We start from the raw sequence: 26,219 nt of genomic DNA, 5'->3' as shown, positions 1-26,219 counted from the left end.
TTCATATTATTAAAATTGCAATATCTTTACATGTTGATATTTGTTTGTGATTTTATTTTCAATATAACTCATAAAATATCCCGTATTTAACAGGCTGTAAATCATCTTAATCTTTTCTTTTTTATATAAAACTTCACAAAAATAAAAATCTCATAAAGAAAAGCTTGACCAATTCAAAAAGTGTGGTATAAGTATATCAACTTCACAAAATTTTATTTTCTGTGATGAGAGTGAAAGTAAACCACATAGGAGATTATTATGAGTGTAACGATAGCGCCTTCATTAATGTGTATGGATTTAACCAAATTTAAAGAGCAAATTGAGTTTTTAGATCAGAAAGTTGGTTACTTTCACATTGATATTATGGACGGACACTTTGTGCAAAACATCACGCTTTCGCCATTTTTTGTAAAGGAAGTGAAAAAGCTGGCAAAGAAACCTTTAGATTGTCACTTAATGGTAATGAAACCGGAAAATTATATTGAGGTTCTCGCCGAGGCGGGCGCAGACATGATTACGTTACAGGTTGAAACGATTTCGGGACAAGCTTTTCGGTTATTTGATCGTATTCGTCAGCTAGGTATGAAAGTCGGCATTATTTTTAATCCTGAAACCGATATTTCGGCGGCGCAACTTTATATGCATAAGGTGGATAAAGTCACTGTTTTAACCATCGATCCCGGATTTGCCGGACAGGCATTTATTCCGGAAATGTTGTACAAAATTAGCGCACTAAAAACTTACCGTGAACAACATCAATTAAATTATGAAATCGAAATCGATGGTTCTTGCAATAGTAAAACATACGAACGATTGATTAACGCGGGTTCGGATGTACTCATTGTCGGAACATCCGGCTTATTCAGCCTGGCTGACAACATCAGCGATGCCTGGGACATTATGGCAAGCGATATCGCTCAATATACAACTATCTGATCCAAAAGGAGATTATTATGAAAATTATGGCAGTTTGCGGCAACGGTGTCGGTAGTAGCTTTATGATGGAAATGAACATCAAAAAAGCATTAAGCAAGCTTAATGTCGAGGCGGAAGTGAATCATACGGATCTCTCATCCGTGACATCAGACAGTGCGGATGTATTCGTGATGGCAAGCGATATTGCCGGTAGCAGTAATTTACCGGCGGATCGCATTATCACCGTGAAAAACATTGTCAGCGTAAAGGAATATGAAGAAAAACTTTCCGCATACTTTAATCGCTAGAGGTGGATTATGAATTCCTTACTTTCATTTGTGTTAGATATTCTCAAAGTGCCGGCGGTGCTGGTCGGTTTAATTGCATTGATCGGGTTGGCAACACAGAAAAAATCGTCGGCGGATATTGTGAAAGGTACGCTAAAAACCATTCTTGGCTTTTTAGTATTAGGCGGTGGTGCCGGTGTTCTGGTTAATTCACTTAATCCGCTCGGCGGAATGTTTGAGCATGCCTTTAACGTACAAGGCATTATTCCGAATATGGAAGCGGCGGTTTCTATTGCAGTGGAAAAATTCGGAACGGCAACGGCATTGATTATGGCGTTCGGCATGGTGGCAAATATTGCAATTGCCCGCTTTACCCGTCTGAAATACATCTTTTTAACCGGACATCATACCTTCTATATGGCGTGTTTGATTGCGGTGATTTTAACCGTCGCAGGCTTTGACGGCGTGTTACTTGTCGTGATTGGGGCGTTAACGCTCGGTTTGGTAATGGCCTTGTTTCCCGCGCTTGCACAACCGTTTATGCGTAAAATTACCGAAAGCGACGATGTGGCGTTAGGTCATTTTGGTACTATCGGCTATGTCGCATCGGGCTTAACGGGAAAAGCCGTGGGTAAAAACTCCCCTTCTACGGAAGAGATGAATTTACCGCAAAATTTAAGTTTCCTGCGCGATAGTTCGGTCTCTATTTCATTAACGATGTTGGTTATTTACTTTGTGTTGGCGATCGCCTCCGGTAGCGAATACGTTTCGGCTAATTTCAGCCCGGATCAGCATTATTTGGTGTATTCCTTCATTCAAGCCATCACCTTTGCCGCCGGCGTTTACATTATTCTGCAGGGTGTACGCCTGATTCTGGCGGAAATTGTGCCGGCATTTAAAGGATTTTCCGAAAAATTAGTACCAAATGCCAAACCGGCATTGGATTGTCCAATTGTATTCCCTTATGCGCCTAATGCGGTATTACTCGGCTTCTTGTCCAGTTTTGCCGGCGGCTTGTTTGCATTGTTCTTGCTCGGACAGCTTAATTGGGTATTAATTTTACCCGGCGTTGTACCGCACTTTTTCTGTGGCGCAACAGCAGGTGTGTTCGGCAATGCGATGGGCGGACGACGCGGTGCGATCGCCGGTGCTTTCGTGCAAGGGATATTGATTTCCTTCCTACCGGTGTTCTTGTTGCCGGTATTAGGTTCTCTTGGTGTTGCCAATACAACCTTCTCTGATGCGGACTTTGGCGTGATTGGTATCACCCTCGGTTATATGGCGCAATATTTCTCTAAAGAGATGATTACAGCGGTGATTATCGGTCTATGGGCGGTGCTTATTGCCTATAACGTACTGGCGAAAAAAGGAGAACAGAAATGAATCAATTAACCTCTTTAAAATCACTTAGCATTGTGGTTGCCGACACCGGCGATATTGAGGCGATTCGACAATATCAACCGCAAGATGCGACGACCAATCCTTCGCTGATTTTAAGCGCATCACAACTGCCGCAATACGCCGCTTTAATTGACGAAGCCATTGCTTACGCAAAAGGACAAAGCCATGACAAAGCGCAGCAATTGCTTGATGCGGAAGATAAATTGGCGGTGAATATCGGATTAGAAATCCTGGCAATTGTCCCGGGGCGTATCTCCACTGAAGTGGATGCCCGCCTCTCTTATGACACACAGGCAACGGTGAGCAAAGCACGCAAATTAATCGCCCTGTATAATCAGGCGGGTATCGGTAATGAGCGTATTCTGATCAAAATCGCGGCGACCTGGCAGGGAATTCGGGCGGCAGAGATCTTAGAGAAAGAAGGCATTAACTGTAATCTCACATTATTATTTTCTCAAGCGCAGGCTCGGGCTTGTGCAGAAGCCGGTGTTTATTTAATTTCACCGTTTGTCGGACGAATTCTAGATTGGCACAAAGCCCATTCGGATAAGCAAAATTACGCACCGGCAGAAGATCCCGGCGTGATTTCGGTTAGTCATATTTATCGTTATTACAAACAATATGGCTACGACACCATTGTGATGGGCGCCAGTTTCCGTAACCTCGGTGAAATTACCGAACTGGCGGGTTGCGATCGCTTAACCATTGCGCCGCCGTTATTACAGGCGTTACAGGAAAATCAAGGCGAACTCAGCCGTAAGCTTGATTATTGCGGAGAAGTTCAAGAGAAGCCACAGCCCCTTTCCGAAGCGGAATTTTATTGGCAGCATAACAGTGATGCCATGGCGGTGGATAAACTGGCGGAAGGCATCCGCAAATTCGCCTTGGATCAGGAAAAACTGGAAGCCATGCTGGTGGCGAAATTATAAAAAAGTGCGGTCAAAAAACACCTTGAATTTTGACCGCACTTTCGCCCTTGCGGGTTTCGCTATAAAATGACGCGACGATTAACCATTATCCCTAACACAACAATGAAAGATTTATCGCTAATCCCACGCATAAGAATGCAACGGGAAGGATTGACCGACACGGAAAAACGGGTCGTTGATTGGATTCTCGATCCCTCAAAGTTTTCAGAAAATACGGCATTGAGCGAAGTGGCTGAAGCCCTCTCTTTATCGGAGGCCCTTATCGTCAAAGTCGCCAAATTACTCGGTTTTACCGGCTTTCGCGATTTGCGCAGACAAGTGGCGGCTTGTTTGGCTCACCTCGATCCCGAGCCGATTGAACTGTCCCGACAGGACACGACTCAGGATTTAATCGATAAAGTCTTTAACGTTTCCTTGCAAACAATCGTGGAAGGAAAAAGCATTTTGCGTTCGGATGTGATTGAGGCGGCGGCAAAATGCTTCTTTAATGCCAAAAATCGCGATCTCTATGCGGCAGGCGGTTCCAATTCCATTTGTGATGACATTGCGCATAAGTTTTTACGGGTTGGTATTCGCTGTAATGGTTATAAAGACGTGCATTTAATGATGATGTCCGCTTCGCTGTTATCTGCCGACGACGTGGTCTTGGTCGTTTCCCATTCGGGCAAAACCACCGATTTATTACGGGTGGTGAAGCAAGCGCGAGAAAATGGGGCAAAAATCATCTGTATTACGCATAGCGATGTATCGCCGATTGCCTCGCTGGCAGATTTTGTGATCTGCTCTCCCGCACCGGATACACCGTTACTCGGTAAAAATGCTTCCGCACGTATCTTACAATTAGTTCTGGTTGATGTATTTTTTACGGCCGTTATTCAGCAAAACAGACAAATGGCTAAAAATAATTTAGAAAAAACAGTACAGGCTACGGAATATTTCAGAATGAAATAAATGTATCCTTAAATTTATAATCATGTAAAAGACCGCTTGTTGAAAAATAAGCGGTCTTTTTTCTCTCCACATTACGTATTACTGAATTATATTCACGACGATAATGAATAAACCCCACTTTATCTGAATAAAATTCTTCTTTAAACTCTCTTTATCTTAATTTTAAGCAAGGAGCAAAAATGAAAAAAATATTGACCGCACTTGGACTGTCTCTCGGGCTTTCGCTAAGCGTAGCGGCAAACGCACAAGCGGCTGCCCCCAAGTTTGATTTCGAGCGCAAAACCGTGCAGCTTAACGATGGTCGCACGATGCCGATTTTAGGCATTGGCGTGTTTATGTTGAACCAAGAACAGGCGGAAAATTCCGTCTTGCACGCCTTGCAAAACGGTTATCGCTTGATTGATACCGCCCACATTTACGGCAATGAAGCGGCAGTGGGGCGTGCGATGAAAAAATCGGGCGTACCGCGCAGTGAAATTTTCTTAACCACCAAATTATGGACGGCGGATTTCCCCAATGCGGCGGCAGAAATTGATGCGATGTTGGCACGCTTAGATACCGACTACATCGATTTGCTTCTGCTTCACCACCCCGCACCGCACGACAAGGACGCCTATAAAGCGATGGAAGCCGCGGTGAAAGCAGGCAAGGTGAAGTCAATTGGCTTGTCGAATTTCTACGAACCGGAGTTTGCCGACATCATGAAAATCGCCGAAATTACCCCGGCGGTCGTGCAGAATGAAACGCACCCATACAACCAATGGCAAGATCTCAAACCGTATTTTGACCGTTACGGTACGGTGCTGGAAGCGTGGTATCCATTGGGTGGACGAGATCGCTACGGACGTGGCGGCACGCAAACCTTGTTTGCCGATCTGACCATTGTCGAAATCGCTCAAGCACACCAAAAAACACCGGCACAGATTATCCTGCGTTGGCAATTACAGAGCGGTAATATTGCCATTCCCGGTTCAAGCAACCCGGCACATATTAAAGAAAATATCGATATTTTCGACTTCGCACTCAGCGATGCGGAAATGGCAAAGATGAAAGCCTTAGATAAACAATACCGCTTTTCCACGTTCTAAATGAAGGAGCAAAAATGAAAAAGATTTTAACCGCACTTTTTACCGCCACGCTTGCCTTACCAACTTTGGCAAATAACGTGCAAGATGTTCGCCCTGCGTATCACGAAGCCATTTCACTACAAGAAATCAGCGATCGCATTCAGCTTAAAGAGTTGGTGGATACGTTCTCTAACCTAGCGGACGAAAAACGCATTGATGAGCAAGTGTTGCTGTTCACCGAAAATGCCTCCGTGCAAAGTGTGCAAAACGGCAAAGCAAATCCACCGCTTGTGGGGCGCGACACCTTGAATAAAGCTTTCAGCGGTTATCTCGCCCAGTTCCACACGGTTTATCATTTAAACGGGCAACAAACGGTACGTTTCCAAAGCCCAACGCAGGCAGCGGGCGTGAGCTATTGCGATGTGACGCTGATTAAAACCGAAAACGGCAAAGACATCGCCGAACGCCGTGGTGTGCGTTACGACGATGTGTATGTGAAACAAAACGGACGTTGGTTAATCGAAAGCCGCAAATCGAATTTTTTGTTTAGTCAGGTGAGTGAGAAAGCGGCGGAATAAGCCGTAAGATGTGCAAAGCGTGAAATGAAATTGACCGCTTGTTGATTCGGTAACCGAAACAAGCGGTATTTTTTTACTCAAGAAATGGATTAATAATTTTCACGCCGCAATTTTCAAAATCTTTGACGTTGCGGGTGACTAGCTTTAAACGATGAAATTTTGCGGTCGCTGCAATGTAGGCATCGTTAATATCCATTTTATTGGGAATATGTAACTCTGCTGCCATTAAGGCAATTTCTGCCGTAATGGCTAACGTATTTTGTCGATAAGCTGGGATAATTTGCCGTTTAAACCATTCATTTAATAAATGGGCTTGTGCTTTATCTTTGCGGGCTTTCAACAAAATACCCGTTTGAATTTCTGAAAGCGTAATGCAGCTGATCGCCGTTTCGCTCGGTAAAACATCTGCCAACCACGCTTTCACGCCGGCGTTAATTTTTCCATTACGGAATTTATAAAGCTCGGAAATAATGTTTGTGTCTAATAAGTACATTACTCAAATTCCGCCTAGTCAAATTCCACTTCGCGCATACGCGTTTCTTTACGAATATCAGCCAGAATTTGGTCGAAATCGTCAATCTCTTCAGCGCTCACGCTTGTGGCGGACTGCCCAAATAGTTCTTCAAAACTCGGCTCTGATTGTGCTTTGCGGTAATCTTGATAACTCGACAACACACTCACAATCTTGCCCCATTTGGTAATAAAAACGGGCTGCGTTTCAGAGAGTTTCAGCACATAGCTGGCACGTTGATTAAATTCTTTTGAAGTGACGGTAATTGCCATATTGCCCTCCTGAGTAAAATTGTAGTTATTTTACTACCTTTTATTGCTTTGGCAAGTAAGTCGTTTCTTTCTACAAAATTGATTACTGAATTTAATTCACTACATCATCAATTAAAGCCCCATTTATCCGCACAAAAACTTTCTTTAAACTAACCGCACTTTCAACGAACAAAGGAAAAAATCAAATGACTCCAATCGAAATATTAACTGAAAAACAATCGATTAAAGAATTAGTCGATACCTTCTCAAATTTAGCCGATGAGAAAAACGTGGCAGCACAAGGTCCGTTATTTGCTGAGGATGCCCATGTCACCACTTACATCGGTGGCGAGCTGTTTGCAGATATGACCGGTCGTGCGGAAATCGTGAATGTGTTCACCCATTTCTTAGCGAATTTCAAAACCGTGTATCACTTGAACGGTCAATTAACCATTTCTAACTTAACCGAAACGTCGGCGGACGCTATCACTTACTGCCACGTTGTGTTAGTGGAAGAAAAAGATGGCAAAGAGATGATGCACAATCACCACGTCCGTTATAACGACAGCTACGCGAAAGTGAACGGTGAATGGTTGATTAAACGCCGTATCGCGAATTTTATGATTAGCGACAGCCGTGAAGTGGGTACTATGGCATAATGGCAAAATAGTATGAGAACTTGACCGCTTGTAAAAGCGGTCTTTTACAAAAGAGGAGTAAAAATATGTTTCCATTCAGTTTCTACAATCCAACCCGTATCGAATTTGGTGTCGATAAAGAAAAAAATATGGGTACGTATATGCGCGAATTCGGCGCGAAAAAAGCCTTGATCGTGTATGGCAGTGAACGCGTGAAACAATCCGGATTGTTTGATGATGTGGCAAAAAGCCTGCGTGCCGAAGGCATTGAATTTGTCGAACTTGGCGGCATTAAAAGCAACCCGGTGTTAAGCAAAGTACGTGAAGGCGTGGCATTGGCGAAAGCTGCGGGTGTGGACAGCGTGTTGAGTATCGGCGGCGGTTCCTGCTTAGACAGCGCGAAAGCCATTGCGGCGGGCGCGTTGTATGATAGTGACGTGTGGGATTTTTTCATCGGCACGGAAGTGAAAGACGCGTTGATGATTTTCGATGTGATCACTCTGGCGGCAACGGGCAGCGAAATGAATAACGGCGGCGTGGTTACCAACGAAGAAACCCGGCAAAAATATTCCATTCGTGGAAAAAGCCTGTTTCCGAAAGTGTCGGTCATCAACCCGAAATTGCAATCCACGGTGGGACGCGATTATTTGGTGTATTCCGCTGCAGACATTATCGCCCACTCCATCGAAGCCTACTTTACCGCGCAGGAGCGTCCTGAACTTATTGATTTTCTAGTAGAATCCAATATCAAAACCGTGATTCGTACCACTGAAATCCTGTTGCAACATCCCGATGATTTGAATGCACGAGGCGAATTTGCCTGGGCGGCGACCATGGCGTTAAACGGCTTGACGCACTTAGGCATTTCAACCTACGGTTTCCCGAATCACATGATCGAACACGCCATGAGCGCCATTTGCGACGTGCCGCACGGCGGCGGTTTATCCGTCGTGATGCCGGCGTGGATGACTTGGTATAAAGATCGTAACCCGAAACAGTTCAAACGTTTCGCCAAAGAAATTTTTGGCCTGAACACCGCGGAAGAAGGCATTGCCGCCTTGAAAGCCTGGTTCGATAAAATCGGTACGCCAACCAAACTTTCACAATTCGGCATTGAAGGCGAAGTGCTGGAAAATGTGATCGACAACGCCGCACAAAACGCCGTCAACTGGAAAATGAGCGAGCTTTACGGCAAGGACGTGATCCGTACGATCTTTGCCTTGGCGAAGTGATTGGTTTTACATAAAAGTGCGGTCGGTTTTCGGATTGTTTTTTGATTTTGAAAAACACCTGAAAAAACGACCGCACTTTCCTTCTAATTCCCCATCTTAAATATCCAAAATCTGCGGATGCTGACCTTTTAACGGCGGCAGCCAGGCTTGCGTGCCGCTTAAGGTGAAGTGCCAAAGCAAATCCGGGAAGCCGTAGTGATCAGCGTGTTCGGGGTCGATGGCGCGCTGAATTTGGGCTTCTTCGCCGTGTAAAATTTTCGTGGCGATGTCCGGGTTTATCATCACGGTTTTGCCTAGTGCGATGAATTCCGCCCAGCCGGTATTGAAGGCGTTGAGGATGTCATCGGCGGTGTAAAGATTGCCTACGCCGATTAATGGCAGTTTACCGCCGATGCGCTCATGAATTAACCGAATACGCTCAGCGTGGCTGTCCGCACCACGGCGGGCTTTTTTGTAGAAATCCCACAAGGAAACATGTAAATATTGCAACGGCAGGTTTTTCAGCGCATCGATTAAGGCGAAAGTGTCTTCCATGGTGAGGCCTAATTCCTCCGGTTCTTCCGGTGAAAAGCGATAGCCGACGATAAAATCCTGCGCCTGATGTTTGGCTTTGGCGGCAAGCACCGCTTCCACCACCGCTAACGGGAAGCGCATTCGTTTTTCGCGGGAGCCGCCCCATTCGTCGGTGCGACGATTAGAATGGCCGGAATAAAATTGTTGAATCAAGTAGTTATTCGCTCCGTGAATTTCTACGCCGTCGAAACCGGCGCGAATGGCTAAATCCGTGGCATTGCCAAACGCCGCAATTAATGACCGCACTTCTTCTGCGCTGGCTTCCCTCGTGCCGCTGGCGTCATCACGGCTGGCGGAGATTTTCTCTTTTCCGTTGGATAATTCGGCGAGAGCTTGTTTGCCGCCGTGGTGAATTTGCAAGATGGCTTTTGCACCTTGCGCCTTAATCACATCGGCGGTTTCTTTTAAGGAGGCGAGTTGCGCTTCATGAATGGCTTCCGGCTGTCCGTGAAAGGCTTTGCCGCCATCTTGTACTAAGGTTGCCGCCAGAATAAACATTCCCATATCGCCGGCGCGATTGCTGATAAATCGGCGTTCTTGCACACCCAAGGTGCCGTCCGGGTTGGAACCAAAATGGGTCATCGGCGCGACCACTAAGCGGTTTTTAATTTCCACACCATTGTTTAAGGTAAAAGGTTGAAATAAAGGGGCGAATTTCAGGTTCATGTTGCTTTCCTCATATTTGGATAATAAGAATTTCCCCATGTTACTCCCTTTTGGGCGCGCGGGCTATGTTGCGTCGCGTTTCCAACCGTTGCACTCCTCCGCGTAATCCTTCAAAATACGCCCTTTTATAACAAGGAATGACATCATGCAGGTTAAAGAGCGGCTTCTTCATACCGTTTTATTTGAACTCGGCGCGATTATCGTGACGGTCATTGCCGTCTCTTTAGTGGGCGGTGAGCTGCATTCGGCGATAGGATTGAGTGTGGCGATTTCTGTGGTGGCGATGGGGTGCAACTTCGGCTTTAACTGGCTGTTCGACAAGATTTTTACGGGCAGACGGGAATTGCGTGGCTTTGGGGTTCGGCTGTTGCACACGGTTTCCTTTGAAACCGCTTTAATGCTGCTCACCCTGCCGATGCTTATGTATGCCCTCGGGCTCACCCTTTGGGAAGCCTTGCTAATGGATATTTCGCTTACGTTAATTATTATGATTTACACCTTTTTGTTTAACTGGGCGTACGATCATTTGCGGTTGTTTTTTGTGCGGGAATAGCAAGCGGTCGATGATTCAAAAATACTTTGTAAATCGACCGCACTTTTTTCTCTGTGTTCTTGCTGCGCTGAGGAAACGTCCTATGAAATTGAAACTTTTTGATTTAACGATAGAATAATCACATTTCATTATCCGTAAGGAGGGAAGAATGCTTAAAAATCTCACCGACCCTAACGAAAATATCTTGTGGCAAGGCAAACCGCATCATTTTTTATACACGTTGGGCAACCCGTTGGTTTATCCTTTTGCGCTCTGTTGGGGGATTTTCGATTTCTTTTTTATAACAAGGTTTAATGCCGCGTCGCACGGGCTTTTCCCATATGCGAACCTTTTTATCCTTTTTCATCTGGCGCCGGTGTGGTACGCGCTGTTTTCTCCTATCTATCGATTTTTCAACTGGTATCGTATTGATTATGCGCTGACCGATAAACGCCTGTATTTCACTTCCGGAATTATTGGGCTGGATATTTCCAGTGCCGAGTTGCCCGAAGTGCATGATTTACGGGTGAATGTGGGACTGCTAGAGACCCTATTCAAGCGCGGCACAATCCGTTTCGGTAACAGAAATTTTATCCGTTTTATTGAAAATCCTTACGAGGTTTATAAGCTGATTCAGCAAACTTCAATGGACATCACTACAGACCGCCAATTCCCGAATCAATTACGCCCTGAAGAAAACCCGGGTTATCAAACCCGCTATAAGCCTTAATCTTTTTGAACCACAAAAAAATAAGCCATCGGAAAGCAGACTTTGCTACTTTTCGATGGCTTATGCTTTTTTTTAATAGGCTTTAGACGTTAATCCCCTAACCGTTTCGTTTTATTGACGATAATCTCCACACGTCGGTTTTTCACCCGCCCTTCCGGGTTATCGCTGCCGTCTGCGTGGGTATTGGGTGCAATAGGTTGTGTGGCGCCGAGACCTTCAATTTGATAATTTTGCTGCAAACCTTGTGCTTCAAACCAATCTTTGACTGCCTGCGCACGCGCCAATGACAGACGCTGGTTGTAAGCGGCGGAGCCCTTGCTGTCGGTATGGCCGCTAATCAGTATCACCCCTTTGCCTTTTTGTCGGATGATGTCGGCGGCTTTTTGTAGTTCGCCGTCGGCTTCGGGTTTGAGCTCGGATTTGTTGAAATCAAACAAGACGTCGGAGGACAAATTGATTTGGATATTGAAGCCTGATTCCGTTCCGCTCAAACCGCTGCTTTCAGATGACAGACCGCTACCTTGCGCCGTTAGGGCGGATGGTGCGGGCGTGGCGGATTCCTGTGCGTTGGCGCACAGTGCATAGAACGTAAGAAGACAAGCGAGGGAATGCAATGTTTTCATAAAGCAACCTCTGATTAGGCAATATGCAGGCTGCGAGAAACAGCCTGCATGTCACAATGTGGAAAATTAACGACTGACCGGCACGGAATAAAATGAGCCTGCACCCGGGAAATCAATAGTGATGGTCGGTGAAGTTTCCGGCGGTGCGGGGAATTTGAGTGCAATAACTTTAGGGTTACTACCGTTAATCGTTATTTTTCCGCTTTTACCGTCTGTGCCGGCGATAGGATCGGTCATATATTTGCCGTTTTCATCCCGTAGCAGAGTGATGCGTTTGCTGGTCGTTTCGTCAATATAGGCAAAATCTTTGACCGAGCCACTACTCGTCGATTTAAATTGGTATCCGCCTTCCGCTTTTTTAGGCGGTGTCCAGATAAATTCCACATTGAGAATCTGTCCGACCACTCTGGCTTGGGTTAACGCCAAGGTCGCGCCGCTAAACGGCTTGGTTTGGATTGCTTGGGTGGTAAATTCCGACTGTGTTGCGGCAGGTTCGTTCGCATAGGCGGGAAGTGTGAACAGCGCAGATAAGGCGACGAGAGTATATAGGGGAGTACGCATTCTGAATACCTCTTTAAGGATTGGAGAGTTCAATAAAAATACTACTTAACCACACTTAAATGTATCAAAAGCCCCGATAAAGTTCAACTTACCAATACCGCGCTCCGATGTGTTTTGATAAATAGCGTTTCTTGCGAAAAGTGAACGAGATGGCTAACGATAGTTTGTTTGATTTGCCGGCATACGTCGGGAGGTGCGCGCCATTAGGGATAAATTACCCATGGTTAAACCCGTTGGGTATTTCTAACGCCCAACCCCAAAGGGGTTGAATTATGCCTAACCTAGGGTAACTTGTTACCCTAGGGGGAAAAAACAAAAGCTGGCGGAATAAGCGCGTTAGCATTAGGATTAGGCGGTGTTGCACAGGCAACCTCATCAAAACAGGAGCAAAAAATGAGCAAAGCATTAACCATTGAATCTCAAGGTAGTTTTTTCGCGGGCGGTAAAGTGATCAAAGCGGAAGGCGAATATCACACCTCCAACCCAATGTCTCACGCGGGGCAAACCTTCCACGGTGATCACACTTATGTTGCTTTCCAAAAACCGGTGAATGCACGCCGCTTGCCGTTGGTGTTTTTACACGGTGCGGGGCAATCGGGCAAAACCTGGGAATCCACGCCGGACGGTCGCGAAGGCTTTGGCACGCTCTTTTTGCGTAAAGGTTATGCCGCTTATTTAGTGGATCAACCGCGTCGCGGACGTGCGGGCAATTCCACTGTTGATGAAAACATTGTGGTGCAACCGAACGATCAATTCTGGTTTGAAAATTTCCGTATGGGGATTTTCCCGAACTTGCACGAAAACGGTCAGTTCCCGAAAGATGCGGAAAGCTTGGATCAATTTCTCCGTCAAATCACGCCAAATACCGGCGCGTATGATTTGGGCGTGATTTCCGATGCCTTGTCGGCAGCCTTTGATCGCATTGGCGAAGGCGTGTTAATCACCCACTCGCAAGGGGGCGGCCCGGGTTGGCAAACGGTATTGAAAAATCCAAAAGTGAAAGCGGTGATTTCTTACGAGCCAGGGACAGAGTTTGTCTTCCCTGAAAATGAAATGCCAACCGTGCCGACACCGACAAATACGGCTGCGAACATTTCACTTTCTCAACCCATTTCGTTGGAACGCTTCAAAGCCTTAACTCGCTTGCCGATTATTATTTACTACGGCGATTATATTTCTGAAGAGAATAAACATTGGTCTTCTCAACGCTGGATCGAGCGTATTCACGTTGCCCAAGCCTTCGCGGAATGTGTGAACAAACACGGTGGCGATGCGAAAGTGGTCGTTTTGCCTGAAATCGGCATTCACGGCAACAGCCACTTTATGTTCGCGGAGAAAAACAACGAGCAACTGGCTGATCTGTTGGAAGATTGGTTGAAAGAGAAAGGGTTGGATAAATAGCCCGCTGTAGGTAAAACTCCTCCCCTCGCCCGCTTGCGGGAGAGGGTGGAGAAAATCCGTAGGATTTTCGGAGGGAGAGGGGATGTGTAAATTATCTGAAAAATTTTACCACTTCCCCCTCTCTCTGCCTCCAAGTGCTGAACGCACTTTACGGCTGTCTCTCTCCCGCAAGCGGGCGAGAGGGATATTATAATTGTTGAATTTCATTCACAAGGTTATGAAATAAAACCCCATTTATCTACACAAAAATGCCCGCTAAACTAACCGCACTTTCAATCATTCAGGAAAAAACAAAATGAAAAACCTTACCAAAACGCTACTTTCAACGGCATTATTAGCAACCTCACTCAACAGCTTCGCCACCGATTTCACCCAGCCGGTGCAAACCACCCAAGGGCAACTTCGTGGGGTGGCGGAAAGCAATATGAATGCTTATATGGGCATTCCTTACGCGCAACCGCCAGTGGGGGAATTGCGTTGGCAGCCGCCGAAAGCAGGGAAAAGCTGGGAAGGCGTGCGTGATGCGGTGAGCTACGGCGCGAGCTGCCCGCAAAATGCCGATTTAGGCGTATTTGCCAAAGCGGGCGGCAAGGAAGATTGCTTGACCTTAAACGTGTTCACGCCGAAGGATATGAAAACGGGCGAAAAACGCCCTGTGTTGGTGTGGATTCACGGTGGTAGCTTGTTCGTTGGGCAAGGCGCGGATTACGACCCAACCCGTTTAGTGGAACAAGGCTCCATCGTGGTCACGTTGAATTATCGCTTGGCATTACTCGGTTTCTTCGCTCACCCGGAAATGATGAAAAATGGCGAAGCGGGCGTGAACTACGGCTTGATGGACCAAAGTTTGGCGTTGGATTGGGTGCAAAAAAACATCGCACAATTTGGCGGCGATCCTGACAACATCACCATTTCCGGCGAATCTTCCGGCGGTGGCAGCGTGTTAGCTCAAGTGCTTTCACCGTGGAATAAAGGCAAATTCCAGCAGGCCATTGCCATGAGCGGTAGTTCGGTGATCCATAAATTCCCGTTCTTCGGAGGCTCTCGCACCAAAACGGAAGCGGAGAAAAACGGCGTGGCATTTGCGGAAAAATTCTGCCCTAACGAAAAAGACGTCGCCGCTTGTTTGCAAAAATTGCCGGTGGAAACCATTTTGGCGGAACAAACGCCTTATTTAATCAACCAGCCGGTGGTGGACGGTCAATTCCTTCCGCTTCACCCGAACAAAGCGTTCAAAGAAGGCAAATTTAATCACGTGACCATGATTAACGGCACGACCCACGATGAAGGCACGTTCTTTGCCGGTTTTGTGGAAAATCTCACTCACAAACCGATGGACAAAGCGGGCTATTTGCACGCCTTAGAAGGCGTTCACGGCAAAGAGTTGGCGAAAAAAGTGTATACGGAATTTCCGCCTGAAAACTACATCACGCCAAGCGATGCTTATGCCGACGCGATGACCTCATTCTTGTTCACTTGTCCTGCGCAACATTTGAACGGCATGATGGCAAAACACACGCCGACTTATGCTTATGTGTTCGCCGATCAAACTGCACCGACTTATTTGGAGCCGACCAGCTTCCCATTGAAAGCCGCGCACACTTATGAATTGCCATATTTGTTCAACGAGTTCAAAGGTTCGGCGGATAACCAAGTTGTGCCGAAACTTAACCCAATGCAGGAAAAATTGGCAAATGAAATGGCGGCAATTTGGGCAAACCCGAAAAAAGCCTTGGCAGAACGCCCGGACTGGAAACGCTTCGACCCGAAACAAGATAATCACTTAGAGTTTGATTTACCAACCGCGCAAGTGAAAATGGGCTACGGTGCGAATACTGCGAAATGTGATTTTTGGAAACAAGCGGGTGTGTTTTATTAAACTGTAGGGTGGGATTTATCCCACCATTTGCGATATGTTTTGATTTAATGGTGGGATAAATCCCACCCTACTTTGATTATTGAATTTCATTCAATACCCCATGAAACCAGCCCTACTTTATCTTTGCCGTGAAACCCTTAAAATCACGGCATCTTTTTTATACTTTCGGACAAATTATGACTTCTCAAAAACGTTCACTTTCTTTATTGCTTATTTTGAGCTTGTTGATGGCGACCACGTCGCTTTCAACGGATATTTACTTGCCGGCAATGCCGACGATGGAAAAACAACTGGGCGGCAATGCGGAGCTGACCATTACCGGCTTTTTAATTGGCTTTGCCTTGGCGCAGTTGGTTTGGGGGCCGATTAGCGATCGTATCGGGCGCAAGATTCCGCTCTTTATCGGGACGTTGCTTTTTGTGATTGGCTCAATCGGTTGTGCCATGGCGGATTCCATGAGTGCGGTCGTTTTCTGGCGTGTTTTCCAAGCCTTGGGTGCTTGCGTCGGGCCGATGTTAAGCCGAGCGATGATTCGCGATTTATTCGCCAGCAGCCAAGCGGCACAAATGCTTTCCACGCTAACCATCATTATGGCGATTGCGCCTATCGCCGGTCCCTTTATTGGCGGTACGATGTTAAAAATCGGCTCATGGCATTGGATTTTCTGGTTGTTGGTAGTGATCGGTGCATTGATGTTTTTAGCGATTTTCAAATTGCCGGAAACCTTGCCTGCCGAAAAACGGGCGGACGGTTCTGTACTAAACGCCTTTAAAAACTACCGCACTTTGTTCGGCAATGGCAAATTTATGCGTTACACCTTAAGCGTCACCTTCTTTTATGTGGCGGCTTATGCCTTCATTACCGGTTCGCCGTTCGTGTATATCGACTATTTCCACGTGGCGCCGGAAAACTACGGTTTTCTGTTCGGCATAAACATTGTGGGCGTGATGGGCTTGAGTTTTGTGAACCGTAAATTGGTCAGCCGTTTTGCCTTATCAACCTTGTTGGTGGTTTCCAGCCTGATTGCCTTTGCCGCCGCCTTATTGTTGTTCTTTTTCGCCTTGACGGAAACCGGCGGCATTTACGGCATTGTGGTAGCGATGTTCATTATGTTCAGCATGAACGGTATTATCGCCGCCTGTGCCAATGCTGCGGCGCTGGACAGCGTGCCGAACCAAATCGCCGGTTCGGCGGCAGCTTTAATCGGCTCCCTGCAATACGGCAGCGGCATTATCTCTTCGCTGTTGTTGGCGTGGTTTTCCAACGGCACGCCATTCACGATGTCGTGGATTATCGCCTTGTTTGTGGGCTTGAGCGCGTTGATGGCGGTGCTGGAAAAACGTGATGGAAAAGTGCGGTAGATTTTTTGCGCGTTTTGGGATTTAAAAACAATAAAGGCACAGATTCATTCTGTGCCTTTTGTTATGAGTTCGGTTAGGAAAGAGTGAAATTAGTCTTTTTTATCAAACTGATAACCAAAAATCATGAATGCAACAAGCCCTGCAAATCCGCCGACTAAGCTGGTGACTTGTGATTGACCAAAAAGCAGAAACAGAATGAATGTGACGGCGAGTAATGCAGCAGCGCCGAATCCAAGTCCTCTTTTCCAGTTTAATTTAGGGGTAATTGCTTTTTTACAGCTCGGGCATTCCGTTAAATTTTTTGCATTGATGAGCAGTGATGGAATGGGTAGGTTTTTTTGACAGTGTGGGCAACTTGGTACCATGTTTTTTTCCTTATTATGTTGATATAAAAAAATCGCGCGCATTATATCAGTGATTTAGAAATAATTTTTAGATTTTTTCACACAAAAAACATTTAAAAAAACGACCGCACTTTTGGTTTACTGAGGCGGATTTCGTTAGTTTATTTTGCCGGCGCACGTTTCCGACGCAGTCAACTAACAAGAGGTTGGTAACGTGTGCTTCTCGGTGGGGTTGTAATACGTTGAAATGAAATAAAAAGGCACGCGTCAGAAGACGCGCGCCATCAGATCGGTAGGGTGGGTTTGCTAACCCACCGACCCACTCAAGAACCATTACGCCAAAATACCCGTCCAAGCACCGAAGATGCCGATGACAAAGAAGCCGACGATGATCCACAGGGCGTTGACCCGATTACGCAGCAACCACATACAGGCGAAGGTGAATAGCAAGGCGAGCAAGCCCGGCATGAGGCTGTCTAGGATGCTTTGTACGGTGGTGACCTCAACGGTGCCGTCTTGTTTGGTGATGGTGGAGACCACCAGCGGGACGTTAATGCTGGTCCATTTCTGCACCAGTGCACCCATGATGAACAAACCGAGGATGGAGGCGCCTTCGGTGAGTTTTTGTAATAAGCCGCCGCTCATGTCGCTGACCACGTCTAGCCCTTTGCGGTAGCCGTAAATCACACCGTAATAACGGGTGGCAAGACGCACAAGGTTAAATAAAACAAAGAACAGGATCGGACCTAAAATGCTGCCGTTTAACGCCAAGCCTGCGCCTAATGCGGCGAAGACCGGACGTGCGGTTCCCCAGTAAATCGGGTCGCCCACGCCGGCAAGCGGCCCCATGAGACCTACTTTAATACCGTTAATGGCGGCATCTTCCACCGGTTTGCCGTTGGCACGTTGTTCTTCCATGGCGATTGCGACGCCCAGCACCGGCGCACCGACAAACGGTTGGGTGTTGAAAAATTCCAGGTGACGCTTAATGGCGTCTTTGCGTTCTTGTGAATCCTGCACCGGGTATAACCGTTTGATCACCGGCACCATGGAATAGGCAAAGCCCAGCGCCTGCATCCGCTCGAAGTTCCATGAGCCTTGGAACAGGTTGGAGCGCATTACGACGGCATTCAAATCACTCTTTGTTACTTTTCTGATTTCGGTTGTCATGTTATCGCTCCTCAATTAATCTAGTCTGTTGTCCAAGTCGTTGCCGCCGGCGGCAGTTGTCACTTGCACCACTTGCTTGCTTTGGTTGTATTTCGGGTGCATTTGAATGTAAAGCACCGCCATCACGATGCCTAACACACCGAGCGCTACCAGATTGAATTCGGTATAAGCGGCGATCACAAAACCGGCATAGAAGAACGGCATTAGGTGTCCTGCACGCATCATGTTGATGACCATGGCATAACCGACCACGGCGATGAAGCCACCGGCGATTTTAAGCCCGGTAGTCACCACTTCCGGAATGGCGTTCAACATGCTTTGCACCACGTCAGTACCGGCGGTTAACGCAACGATCAGCGCCGGAATGGCAATACGCATGGCTTGTAACATTAACGCGCCGCGATGGAGCCAGTCTATACGGGTTAAGCTGCCGTCCTCCACGGATTTATCCGCCGCGTGTTGGAAGCCGACGGTAATGGCACGCACGATATAGGTTAACACCTGACCGGCAGCGGCAAGGGGAATCGCCACCGCAATCCCGGTGGAAATGTCCTGTTTGCCGACAATAACCAAGATGGTGGAAATCACGGACGCCAACGCCGCATCGGGCGCCACCGCCGCACCGATATTCATCCAGCCTAACGCCAATAATTCCAACGTACCGCCGATGATGATGCCGGTTTTGATATCACCTAATACTAAGCCGATTAAGGTACAGGCAATTAACGGGCGTTGGGTTTGCCATTCGTCAAGAATCGATCCTGCGCCGCAAATACAGGCGACCAGAAACACCAAGATAATTTGTAAAGTGGTAATTTCCATAATCATTTCCCTTAAAGTAAGTTATTTTTCTTCAATAAATCCATCATGTATTGACGGCTGTCGTTTGATACTTTGCGCACGTCCAGTTCAATGCCTTTGGCATCCAGGGCTTTGAAGGCGGCAATATCTTTGTCATCCACGGACACCGCGCTGGTAATCATTTTCTTGCCGTCGCGATACGCCATGCCGCCGATATTGATAGATTTAAAATCAACGCCCGCATCGGAAAGACGCAAGACATCCGTCGGATTGGTGAACAGCAACATCATGCGTTCGCCGGAATATTCCGGGTTGTTGTAAACGCGTACCATTTTGTCCACGTCCACCACATGGGCGGTGACTCCCGGCGGGGCAACGCTTTTCAGCATGGTGGCGCGCACGGTGTCTTTCGCCACTTCGTCGCTTACGACCACAATGCGCGATACGCGACTTTCTTTCGTCCAGCGGGTTGCCACTTGCCCGTGGATCAAGCGGTCGTCAATACGTGCCAAGCCGATTTCCAAGTGCCCGCCCGCATTCGGTGTGACTACTGACGGTTGCGGTGCGGCTTGCGGAGCAGGTTGTGCCGGCGCGCTTTCGTTGCTTTCAGGCTCTTGATAACGTAATGCACGCACGCCGGTACGACCGGTTTCTAGCGCGATTGCCACCAGTTCTTCCAAGCTCGGGCCGTCATCCCGCGCCATGAAGGTTTCTACCAACATCGGCACGTTCACGCCGGTGACGATGTCCATGTTGTCTTTGCCTTCCGACACGCGATTCGCCGCATTAAACGGGCTGCCGCCCCAAGTATCCACCAAGAATAACACTTGGTCGCAATGGGCAAGATCGCCGCTCAGCTTCGCCTGATATTTTTCCATGATGGTCTCGGCGTTTTCGCCGGGCACAAAATCAATGGTCGCCACATTTTCCTGTTCGCCGATGAGCATTTCTGTGGTTTTTAACAGTTGCTCCGCCGCGACCCCATGTGTTGCGATAATAATTGCAATGGTCATTCGGTCTCCTTAAAAGATAATTATACCGCTGACCATTCTACCTAAAAATGAGTAGCTTATTCGTTTAAGCCTGGTGGTTTTTTAGGTATTTTTTGTGATCCTGATCACATATTTGCAAAAAACATGAGAAAAAAGCACCGCACTTTCGGCTTTTTGTCCCGCCGTTATATAAAAAAGAAATAGTCCGTTCCCACTTTGTCACCACAAAAATCGATTAAATTGAGTGCAATCGACGTGAATCATGTAGAATACGGTATCCGAGAATTTATCAACAAATTCGCCTCTTTTTTCACAGGAGGCATAAAAGTGCGGTGGAAAATTTAGGTGTTTTTCACTGCCGCCGAAATCGAAAAGAGACTGTTATGCGCGAGCGTCAAACTTACCGTAATTTAGCCCTCATTGCCGCCATGGCATTATTTATGCAATCCCTTGACGCAACCATTTTGAATACCGCCTTGCCTGCCATTTCCGCCGATTTGCATGAGTCGCCGCTGGAAATGCAAATGACCATTATCAGCTATTCCCTCACCGTTGCGTTGTTTATTCCGCTCACCGGTTGGATCGCCGATAAATACGGCACGCTGAATGTGTTTCGGGTGGCGGTGACGATTTTTGTGCTTGGCTCCGTGGCTTGTGCGGCGTCCCATTCGTTAAATGCGCTGATTTGGTCGCGCGTGTTGCAAGGGCTGGGTGGTGCGCTCATGATGCCGGTGGCACGTTTGGCGATCATTCGCAATGTGCCGAAAACCCAACTGGTTGCTGCTTGGAACGCTATGGCGATGGCGGGGCTTATCGGCCCGGTGCTGGGCCCGATTGTGGGCGGTTGGCTGGTGACGCACGCCACTTGGCACTGGATTTTCCTGATGAATATTCCTATCGGCGTGCTTGGCATTTGGTTTGCGGGAAGGCATATGCCAAACAGCACAGGCAATATCAGTAAACTGGATTGGTGGGGCTTTGTGCTGTTTGCCGGCGGCTTGGCTGGGGTGACCCTCGGTTTGGATTTACTCTCCGAAGAACGCATTGCACAATGGCTGACTATCTTGATTTTAGCCGTTGGGCTCGGCTGTTTTTCGCTTTATTATCTATACGCAAAACGGGCGCAAAATCCTTTGCTACCGTTAAATATATTCGTCACGCGTACCTTTCGGATAGGCATTGTCGGCAATATGTTCATTCGCCTGAGCGGTTCCGGCATTCCGTTTTTAATGCCGCTGATGTTGCAGGTGGTGTTCGGCTACAATGCCGATGTTGCCGGTTGGTTATTGGCGCCTATTGCCTTGAGCTCCGTGCTGACGAAATCCTTCGCAGGAAAAATTTTGGCACGCTTCGGTTATAAAACAACATTAATTTTGACCGCACTTTCCATGACTTTTGCCATTGCTACTATGAGTCTGTTGCAGCAGCACACACCGATTTGGTTGTTGGTGTTAATTTTGGCGTGGTACGGCTGTGCCATGTCGATTATCTTCACTGCCGTCAATACCCTTGCCATCAGCGATCTAAGCGACCACAACGCCAGTGCGGGCTCCACTTATATTAGCGTCACCCAACAAGTGGGCATCAGCATCGGCATCGCTGTCTCCGCCGTGATTTTAGACACTTACCGCCACCTCATCGGCGAAACCGGCGAACAGCTCCAACACGCCTTCAGCGCCACCTTCCTCACCTCCGCCCTCTTCGGCATCGCCTTGCTGTGGGTCTTGAGCCACCTTAAAAAAGAAGATGGGGCGGGGAATTTTCATAAGGGTTAAAAGTGCGGTTAAAAAATTCGGTAAATTTTAAAGGTTGCCTTTGCAGACGGCAAAGTTAGGGGTAACTCAATGAACTTACGAATATTTTTCACCGCGTTTTTATTTCCCCTCCCGATTGCGAAATTCTTTTGGCGTTTGGTTGAATTCTTTTTTGAATACCGAGTAAAAATATTGCAATGACGGGTAGCCGCAAATATCGGAGATTTCCTGAATGGGAATATCGCTGCGACGCAGTAATTGTTTGGCACGGTTGATTTTTTCTTCGTGGATGACTTGGTGAATGGTTTTGTTCATTTCCGCTTTGAAACGGGCTTCCAGATTGGAGCGTGAAGTGCGCAGGTGATCCAGCACTTGTTCCGCTTTAATGCCCTGGCAGGCGCGGTGGCGGATGTAGTGCATGGCTTGCTTGACTAACGGATCGCGCAGGGAACGGTAATCGGTGGAACTGCGTTCGATGACTTTGACCGGCGGAATTAGCAACGGCGTAGCACTGACTTTTTGTCCGGTTAATAATCGGTGCAATAATTTCGCTGCCTGATAGCCGATTTCACGCGTACCCTGTGCCACCGAGGAAAGAGATACGCGCGATAAATATTGAATCAGTTCTTCGTTATCAATGCCGATCACGCAGAGTTGCTCCGGCACGGCGATACCGGCGGTTTCACAGGCTTGCAGAATATGTCGGGCGCGGGCATCGGTGACGGCGATAATGCCTGTGTGCGGCGGCAGAGTTTTCAGCCAGTCGGTGACGTTCGCCTGTTCTTGCGACCAATTCAGCGAATCCGTTTTACCGCCCAAATAGACCGCACTTTTGTGTTCATATTTGTGCATTAAAGCAAGAAACGCATGTTTTCGTTCATTCGCCCAATGCTTGGTTTCCTCTGTATCCAATCCGTAAAAAGCAAAGTTGGTAATGCCTTTTTGTTTCAAATGCAAAAAGGCGGTTTCCATCAAGGCATAATTATCGGTGGCGACATAAGGCAGATTGGGATAAAAATCCGGGTTTTGATAGGAACCGCCCACGGCTATCACAGGAATGGAAACCTGTTTGAGCAACTCCACGGTTTCTGCATCGTCAAAATCGGCGATAATGCCGTCAATGGACAGGTGGTTAATAGTATCTTTGTGGTAAATAAACTCATCTTCCACAAAAATATCCCACATACATTGCGATGCCTGTAAATACTGCCCCACGCCCTCTACCACTTCGCGGTCATAGACTTTGTTGGCGTTGAATAATAGCGCGATGCGGTAATATTTTTGCTCGATAGTCATTTAGCCGTTCCTATTCTGAATTTTGTTGTCAAGAATATACTACAAATCGGCTAAACGACAAATATCACATTGATTTTACTAATTTATAATTTCTTTTTAGTGCTGGTGTCCATCCATACGGCGAGTAACAAAATAGAGCCTTTTACAATGTATTGCCAGAAGGTTGGCACGTCTAACATACTCATGCCGTTATCCAATAAGGCAATAATTAATGCACCGATAACGACACCGAAAACGCTCCCAACACCACCGGCGAGACTTGCGCCGCCGATTACACAGGCTGCAATGGCATCCAGTTCGGCATTTTGACCGGCTGATGGCGCACCTGCGCCCAAGCGAGCACTGAGAATTAACCCGGCGATAGCGACCATTAATCCGTTGATGGAGAAAATCATGAGTTTGATTTTTTCCACATTAATCCCGGATAATCTGGCGGCTTCAATGTTGCCGCCGATAGCGTAAATATGGCGTCCAAAGGCGGTTTTTCGCGCAATAAACATGCCGATAACCGCTAAAATAGCCAGTAATAAGACAGGGAAAGGAATACCGCGATAATCGTTTAACAAATAAATCGCACCCAAGATGCAAATTGCGAATAAACCGTATTTCATGGTTTCCTTACCTACGCCGGTCACCGCTAAATTCAGGTTTTGACGGGCTTTGCGTTGATAAGATCCCCACAGGATGAAACAAATCACAGCGACACAGCCAAGAATCATGCCGGTGGTATCGGGCAGATAACCTTGGCCGATGGTGGTCATTTCTTTGCTGATCGGGGAAACTGTTGTGCCATTGGTTGCACCTACTAACATTCCACGGAAAATTAACATGCCCGCTAACGTCACAATAAATGAAGGTACTTTGCGATAGGCAACCCACCAACCGGTGCAGGCGCCAAGTACAATGCCGATAGCCAATGTTGTGATGATTGTTAGAGGTAACGGCCAACCCCACCACACATCAGCAATCGCCGCGAAACCGCCGAGTAATCCCATTAATGAGCCGACGGATAAGTCAATTTCGGCGGAGATAATCACGAAAATCATCCCGATAGCTAAAATGCCGGTGATGGACGTTTGACGAAGCAAGTTGGAAATATTGCGTGCGCTGAGATAAGCCCCGTCGGTGGCGACGAAGAAGAATGCCATGATAACAACAATGGCAATCAGCATAATATATACTTGTAAATTAATGGATTTTAACTTAGACATAGATTACTCCTTAAGCGCCGCTTCCATAACTTGTTCCTGCGTTAAATTATCGTTGATTAAATTCGCTTTAATTTGCCCTTGGTGCATGACCAAGACCCGATCACTGATACCAAGAACTTCCGGTAATTCGGAAGAGATAACGATAATTGCAATACCTTCTTGCGCCAGTTGATTAATGAGTTTGTAGATTTCATATTTGGCGCCCACATCAATGCCGCGCGTCGGCTCATCTAAAATCAGAATCTGCGGTTTGAGCAAGAGGGATTTGGCTAAAATGGCTTTTTGCTGATTACCGCCGCTTAAGCGTCCGATAGCTAAGTGCGGTGAAGAGGTTTTGACTTTTAATTGGGTGATTGCCTGATTAATGACCGTTTCTTCCAAGGCTTCATTGATGACCTGTTTACCGAAACAATAATTGCGCAGTGACGGCAGCGTGATGTTTTTCCCTACACCCATAATGGCAACGATACCGTGTTTTTTACGATCTTCCGGCACCATGACAATGCTATGTTTGATAGCTTCACCGCAATCACGAATTTTTATTTTTTGGTTATTTATAAAAATATCGCCTTCATGCTTGCCTTGGTAAGAACCGAAAATACATTGCACCATTTCGGTTCGCCCGGAACCCACTAAGCCGGCAACGCCTAAAATTTCACCTTTGTGTAAAGTGAAAGAGGCGTTATTTACCCGTTTGATGTGGGTATTAATCGGGTGCCAGGCGTTAATGTTTTCCACACGTAGGATTTCTTCGCCGATGTTGTGCTCTTCATGAGGATATAAAGAGGTAATTTCACGCCCTACCATCATCGTGATGATGTCGTCTTCCGTCATGGTTTTCGCATCGCGGGTACCGATATGCTCGCCGTCGCGAATAACACAGATTTTGTCGGAAATTTCTTTAACTTCGTTGAGTTTATGAGAGATGTAAATACAGGCAATATTATGAGCACGTAAATCTTTTACCAGATTTAATAAAATTGCCGTTTCTTTTTCTGTTAGTGATGCGGTGGGTTCGTCTAGAATCAGTAAACGTACCTGTTTATTTAAGGCTTTGGCGATTTCAACGAGTTGTTGTTGCCCTAAACCCAACTCGCCGACTTTGGTATGCGGGTCAATATCCAGTTGTACTTGTTCTAGCAATTTTTTACAGCGCAAGTACATTTCATTGTCGTCGGTAATGCCATTTTTGGTGATTTCATTTCCTAAAAACATATTCTCCAAAATGGACATATTTTTCACTAGGGTGAGTTCCTGGTGAATGATGGAAATGCCCTTTTCTTCGGTGTCTTTAATGTTTTTGGCAACGATTTTTTCATCACTGAAGTAAATGTCACCCTCGTAATCGCCGAATGGATAAATCCCGCACAACACTTTCATTAAGGTGGATTTACCGGAGCCGTTTTCACCGCATAAAGACAGAATCTCCGCTTTTTCCAACGAAATCGAGATGTTGTTTAATGCCACCACATCGCCGAATTTCTTGGTGATGTTTTTCATTTCTAATAGAGCCATAATGGAAACCTTTTGTGATGTGCTATTAGAATTCGGGAGGCATAAGCCTC

At 46.8% G+C, this 26,219-nt stretch carries 27 protein-coding genes; 15 read left to right on the top strand and 12 right to left on the bottom strand.

All coding sequences use genetic code 11. From position 1 onward, the window contains the following. Positions 1-258: 258 nt before the first annotated feature. The 7 genes from alsE to DK430_RS06510 all read left to right on the top strand — a co-directional run bounded on the left by alsE (position 259) and on the right by DK430_RS06510 (position 6,128). Complete coding sequence (gene alsE, locus DK430_RS06540; protein WP_109078289.1) at positions 259-936, top strand: D-allulose 6-phosphate 3-epimerase; 678 nt, start codon at positions 259-261, stop codon at positions 934-936. 17 nt (positions 937-953) lie between these two features. Then, a complete protein-coding gene (locus DK430_RS06535; protein WP_109078288.1) occupies positions 954-1,223 on the top strand; it encodes a PTS sugar transporter subunit IIB in 270 nt (89 codons plus the stop codon). A gap of 9 nt (positions 1,224-1,232) precedes the next feature. Next, positions 1,233-2,585, top strand: coding sequence for a PTS ascorbate transporter subunit IIC (gene ulaA / locus DK430_RS06530; protein ID WP_109078287.1), 1,353 nt, complete (start codon positions 1,233-1,235; stop codon positions 2,583-2,585). Continuing rightward, positions 2,582-3,532 (top strand): transaldolase, encoded by a 951-nt coding sequence (gene tal, locus DK430_RS06525; protein ID WP_109078286.1) that lies wholly within the window; start codon positions 2,582-2,584, stop codon positions 3,530-3,532. The genes ulaA and tal overlap by 4 nt, the downstream gene beginning before the upstream one ends. A 66-nt stretch (positions 3,533-3,598) precedes the next feature. Continuing rightward, positions 3,599-4,483, top strand: coding sequence for a transcriptional repressor AlsR (alsR, locus tag DK430_RS06520; RefSeq protein ID WP_239496786.1), 885 nt, complete (start codon positions 3,599-3,601; stop codon positions 4,481-4,483). A gap of 179 nt (positions 4,484-4,662) precedes the next feature. Continuing rightward, on the top strand, positions 4,663-5,571 hold the full coding sequence (locus tag DK430_RS06515; RefSeq protein ID WP_109078284.1) for an aldo/keto reductase: 909 nt from the start codon (positions 4,663-4,665) through the stop codon (positions 5,569-5,571). Between the two features lie 14 nt (positions 5,572-5,585). Then, the gene (locus tag DK430_RS06510) at positions 5,586-6,128 is read left to right on the top strand and encodes a nuclear transport factor 2 family protein (RefSeq protein WP_109078283.1); all 543 of its coding nucleotides are present in this window, start codon (positions 5,586-5,588) and stop codon (positions 6,126-6,128) included. Positions 6,129-6,201: 73 nt separating this feature from the next. On the opposite strand, the gene DK430_RS06505 is transcribed toward DK430_RS06510, so the two are convergent. Together DK430_RS06505 and DK430_RS06500 are read right to left on the bottom strand one after the other, a co-directional pair. After that, a complete protein-coding gene (locus DK430_RS06505; RefSeq protein ID WP_109078282.1) occupies positions 6,202-6,621 on the bottom strand; it encodes a type II toxin-antitoxin system VapC family toxin in 420 nt (139 codons plus the stop codon). Positions 6,622-6,635: 14 nt separating this feature from the next. After that, positions 6,636-6,911: a type II toxin-antitoxin system Phd/YefM family antitoxin gene (locus DK430_RS06500; protein ID WP_109078281.1), complete on the bottom strand. Its 276-nt coding sequence runs from the start codon at positions 6,909-6,911 to the stop codon at positions 6,636-6,638. A 185-nt stretch (positions 6,912-7,096) separates the two neighbouring features. Here DK430_RS06500 and DK430_RS06495 point away from each other — a divergent pair, with 185 nt between their 5' ends. Continuing rightward, entirely contained in the window at positions 7,097-7,549 is a 453-nt protein-coding gene (locus DK430_RS06495; protein WP_109078280.1) for a nuclear transport factor 2 family protein, read from the top strand. Positions 7,550-7,614: 65 nt separating this feature from the next. After that, complete coding sequence (locus tag DK430_RS06490; RefSeq protein ID WP_109078279.1) at positions 7,615-8,760, top strand: iron-containing alcohol dehydrogenase; 1,146 nt, start codon at positions 7,615-7,617, stop codon at positions 8,758-8,760. Positions 8,761-8,856: 96 nt separating this feature from the next. Here DK430_RS06490 and DK430_RS06485 read toward each other — a convergent pair whose 3' ends face one another. Continuing rightward, complete coding sequence (locus DK430_RS06485) at positions 8,857-9,999, bottom strand: NADH-dependent flavin oxidoreductase (protein ID WP_109078390.1); 1,143 nt, start codon at positions 9,997-9,999, stop codon at positions 8,857-8,859. Positions 10,000-10,144: 145 nt separating this feature from the next. Here DK430_RS06485 and DK430_RS06480 point away from each other — a divergent pair, with 145 nt between their 5' ends. Together DK430_RS06480 and DK430_RS06475 are read left to right on the top strand one after the other, a co-directional pair. Further along, on the top strand, positions 10,145-10,552 hold the full coding sequence (locus tag DK430_RS06480) for a PACE efflux transporter (RefSeq protein WP_109078278.1): 408 nt from the start codon (positions 10,145-10,147) through the stop codon (positions 10,550-10,552). 148 nt (positions 10,553-10,700) lie between these two features. Then, positions 10,701-11,261: a PH domain-containing protein gene (locus DK430_RS06475; protein WP_109078277.1), complete on the top strand. Its 561-nt coding sequence runs from the start codon at positions 10,701-10,703 to the stop codon at positions 11,259-11,261. Positions 11,262-11,350: 89 nt separating this feature from the next. Here DK430_RS06475 and DK430_RS06470 read toward each other — a convergent pair whose 3' ends face one another. Then, a complete protein-coding gene (locus DK430_RS06470) occupies positions 11,351-11,884 on the bottom strand; it encodes an OmpA family protein (protein WP_109078276.1) in 534 nt (177 codons plus the stop codon). 66 nt (positions 11,885-11,950) lie between these two features. Continuing rightward, the gene (locus DK430_RS06465) at positions 11,951-12,445 is read right to left on the bottom strand and encodes a phosphoribosylglycinamide synthetase (protein ID WP_109078275.1); all 495 of its coding nucleotides are present in this window, start codon (positions 12,443-12,445) and stop codon (positions 11,951-11,953) included. A gap of 393 nt (positions 12,446-12,838) precedes the next feature. Between DK430_RS06465 and DK430_RS06460 the strand changes: the two genes are divergently transcribed. From DK430_RS06460 to DK430_RS06450, 3 genes are all read left to right on the top strand, one after another. Further along, a complete protein-coding gene (locus DK430_RS06460; protein WP_109078274.1) occupies positions 12,839-13,846 on the top strand; it encodes an alpha/beta hydrolase in 1,008 nt (335 codons plus the stop codon). A gap of 295 nt (positions 13,847-14,141) precedes the next feature. Next, complete coding sequence (locus DK430_RS06455; protein WP_109078273.1) at positions 14,142-15,725, top strand: carboxylesterase/lipase family protein; 1,584 nt, start codon at positions 14,142-14,144, stop codon at positions 15,723-15,725. Positions 15,726-15,901: 176 nt separating this feature from the next. Next, a complete protein-coding gene (locus DK430_RS06450) occupies positions 15,902-17,086 on the top strand; it encodes a multidrug effflux MFS transporter (RefSeq protein ID WP_109078272.1) in 1,185 nt (394 codons plus the stop codon). A gap of 89 nt (positions 17,087-17,175) precedes the next feature. Here DK430_RS06450 and DK430_RS06445 read toward each other — a convergent pair whose 3' ends face one another. The 4 genes from DK430_RS06445 to manX all read right to left on the bottom strand — a co-directional run bounded on the left by DK430_RS06445 (position 17,176) and on the right by manX (position 20,414). After that, entirely contained in the window at positions 17,176-17,451 is a 276-nt protein-coding gene (locus DK430_RS06445; RefSeq protein WP_109078271.1) for a hypothetical protein, read from the bottom strand. Between the two features lie 312 nt (positions 17,452-17,763). Beyond that, positions 17,764-18,600, bottom strand: a complete 837-nt coding sequence (locus DK430_RS06440) for a PTS mannose transporter subunit IID (protein WP_109078270.1) — start codon at positions 18,598-18,600, stop codon at positions 17,764-17,766. A 15-nt stretch (positions 18,601-18,615) separates the two neighbouring features. Then, entirely contained in the window at positions 18,616-19,422 is an 807-nt protein-coding gene (locus tag DK430_RS06435; RefSeq protein ID WP_109078269.1) for a PTS mannose/fructose/sorbose transporter subunit IIC, read from the bottom strand. Positions 19,423-19,433: 11 nt separating this feature from the next. Beyond that, on the bottom strand, positions 19,434-20,414 hold the full coding sequence (gene manX, locus DK430_RS06430; protein ID WP_109078268.1) for a PTS mannose transporter subunit IIAB: 981 nt from the start codon (positions 20,412-20,414) through the stop codon (positions 19,434-19,436). Positions 20,415-20,776: 362 nt separating this feature from the next. Between manX and DK430_RS06425 the strand changes: the two genes are divergently transcribed. Next, a complete protein-coding gene (locus tag DK430_RS06425) occupies positions 20,777-22,168 on the top strand; it encodes a DHA2 family efflux MFS transporter permease subunit (RefSeq protein WP_109078267.1) in 1,392 nt (463 codons plus the stop codon). 99 nt (positions 22,169-22,267) lie between these two features. Here the strand turns inward: DK430_RS06425 and DK430_RS06420 are convergent, their stop codons facing one another. The 3 genes from DK430_RS06420 to xylG form a co-directional block, all read right to left on the bottom strand. Further along, complete coding sequence (locus tag DK430_RS06420; protein ID WP_109078266.1) at positions 22,268-23,443, bottom strand: XylR family transcriptional regulator; 1,176 nt, start codon at positions 23,441-23,443, stop codon at positions 22,268-22,270. An 83-nt stretch (positions 23,444-23,526) separates the two neighbouring features. Further along, the gene (locus tag DK430_RS06415) at positions 23,527-24,654 is read right to left on the bottom strand and encodes a sugar ABC transporter permease (RefSeq protein ID WP_109078265.1); all 1,128 of its coding nucleotides are present in this window, start codon (positions 24,652-24,654) and stop codon (positions 23,527-23,529) included. Between the two features lie 3 nt (positions 24,655-24,657). Continuing rightward, positions 24,658-26,172 carry a D-xylose ABC transporter ATP-binding protein gene (gene xylG, locus DK430_RS06410; protein WP_162616817.1) on the bottom strand — a complete coding sequence of 505 codons (1,515 nt, stop codon included), beginning with the start codon at positions 26,170-26,172 and terminating at the stop codon, positions 24,658-24,660. Positions 26,173-26,219: the final 47 nt, after the last annotated feature.

The organism is Aggregatibacter kilianii (assembly GCF_003129965.1).
Taxonomy (GTDB): Bacteria; Pseudomonadota; Gammaproteobacteria; order Enterobacterales; family Pasteurellaceae; genus Aggregatibacter; species Aggregatibacter kilianii_A.
Note: the sequence above shows the minus strand (reverse complement) of the source record. Positions and strands in the feature narration are given on the sequence as shown.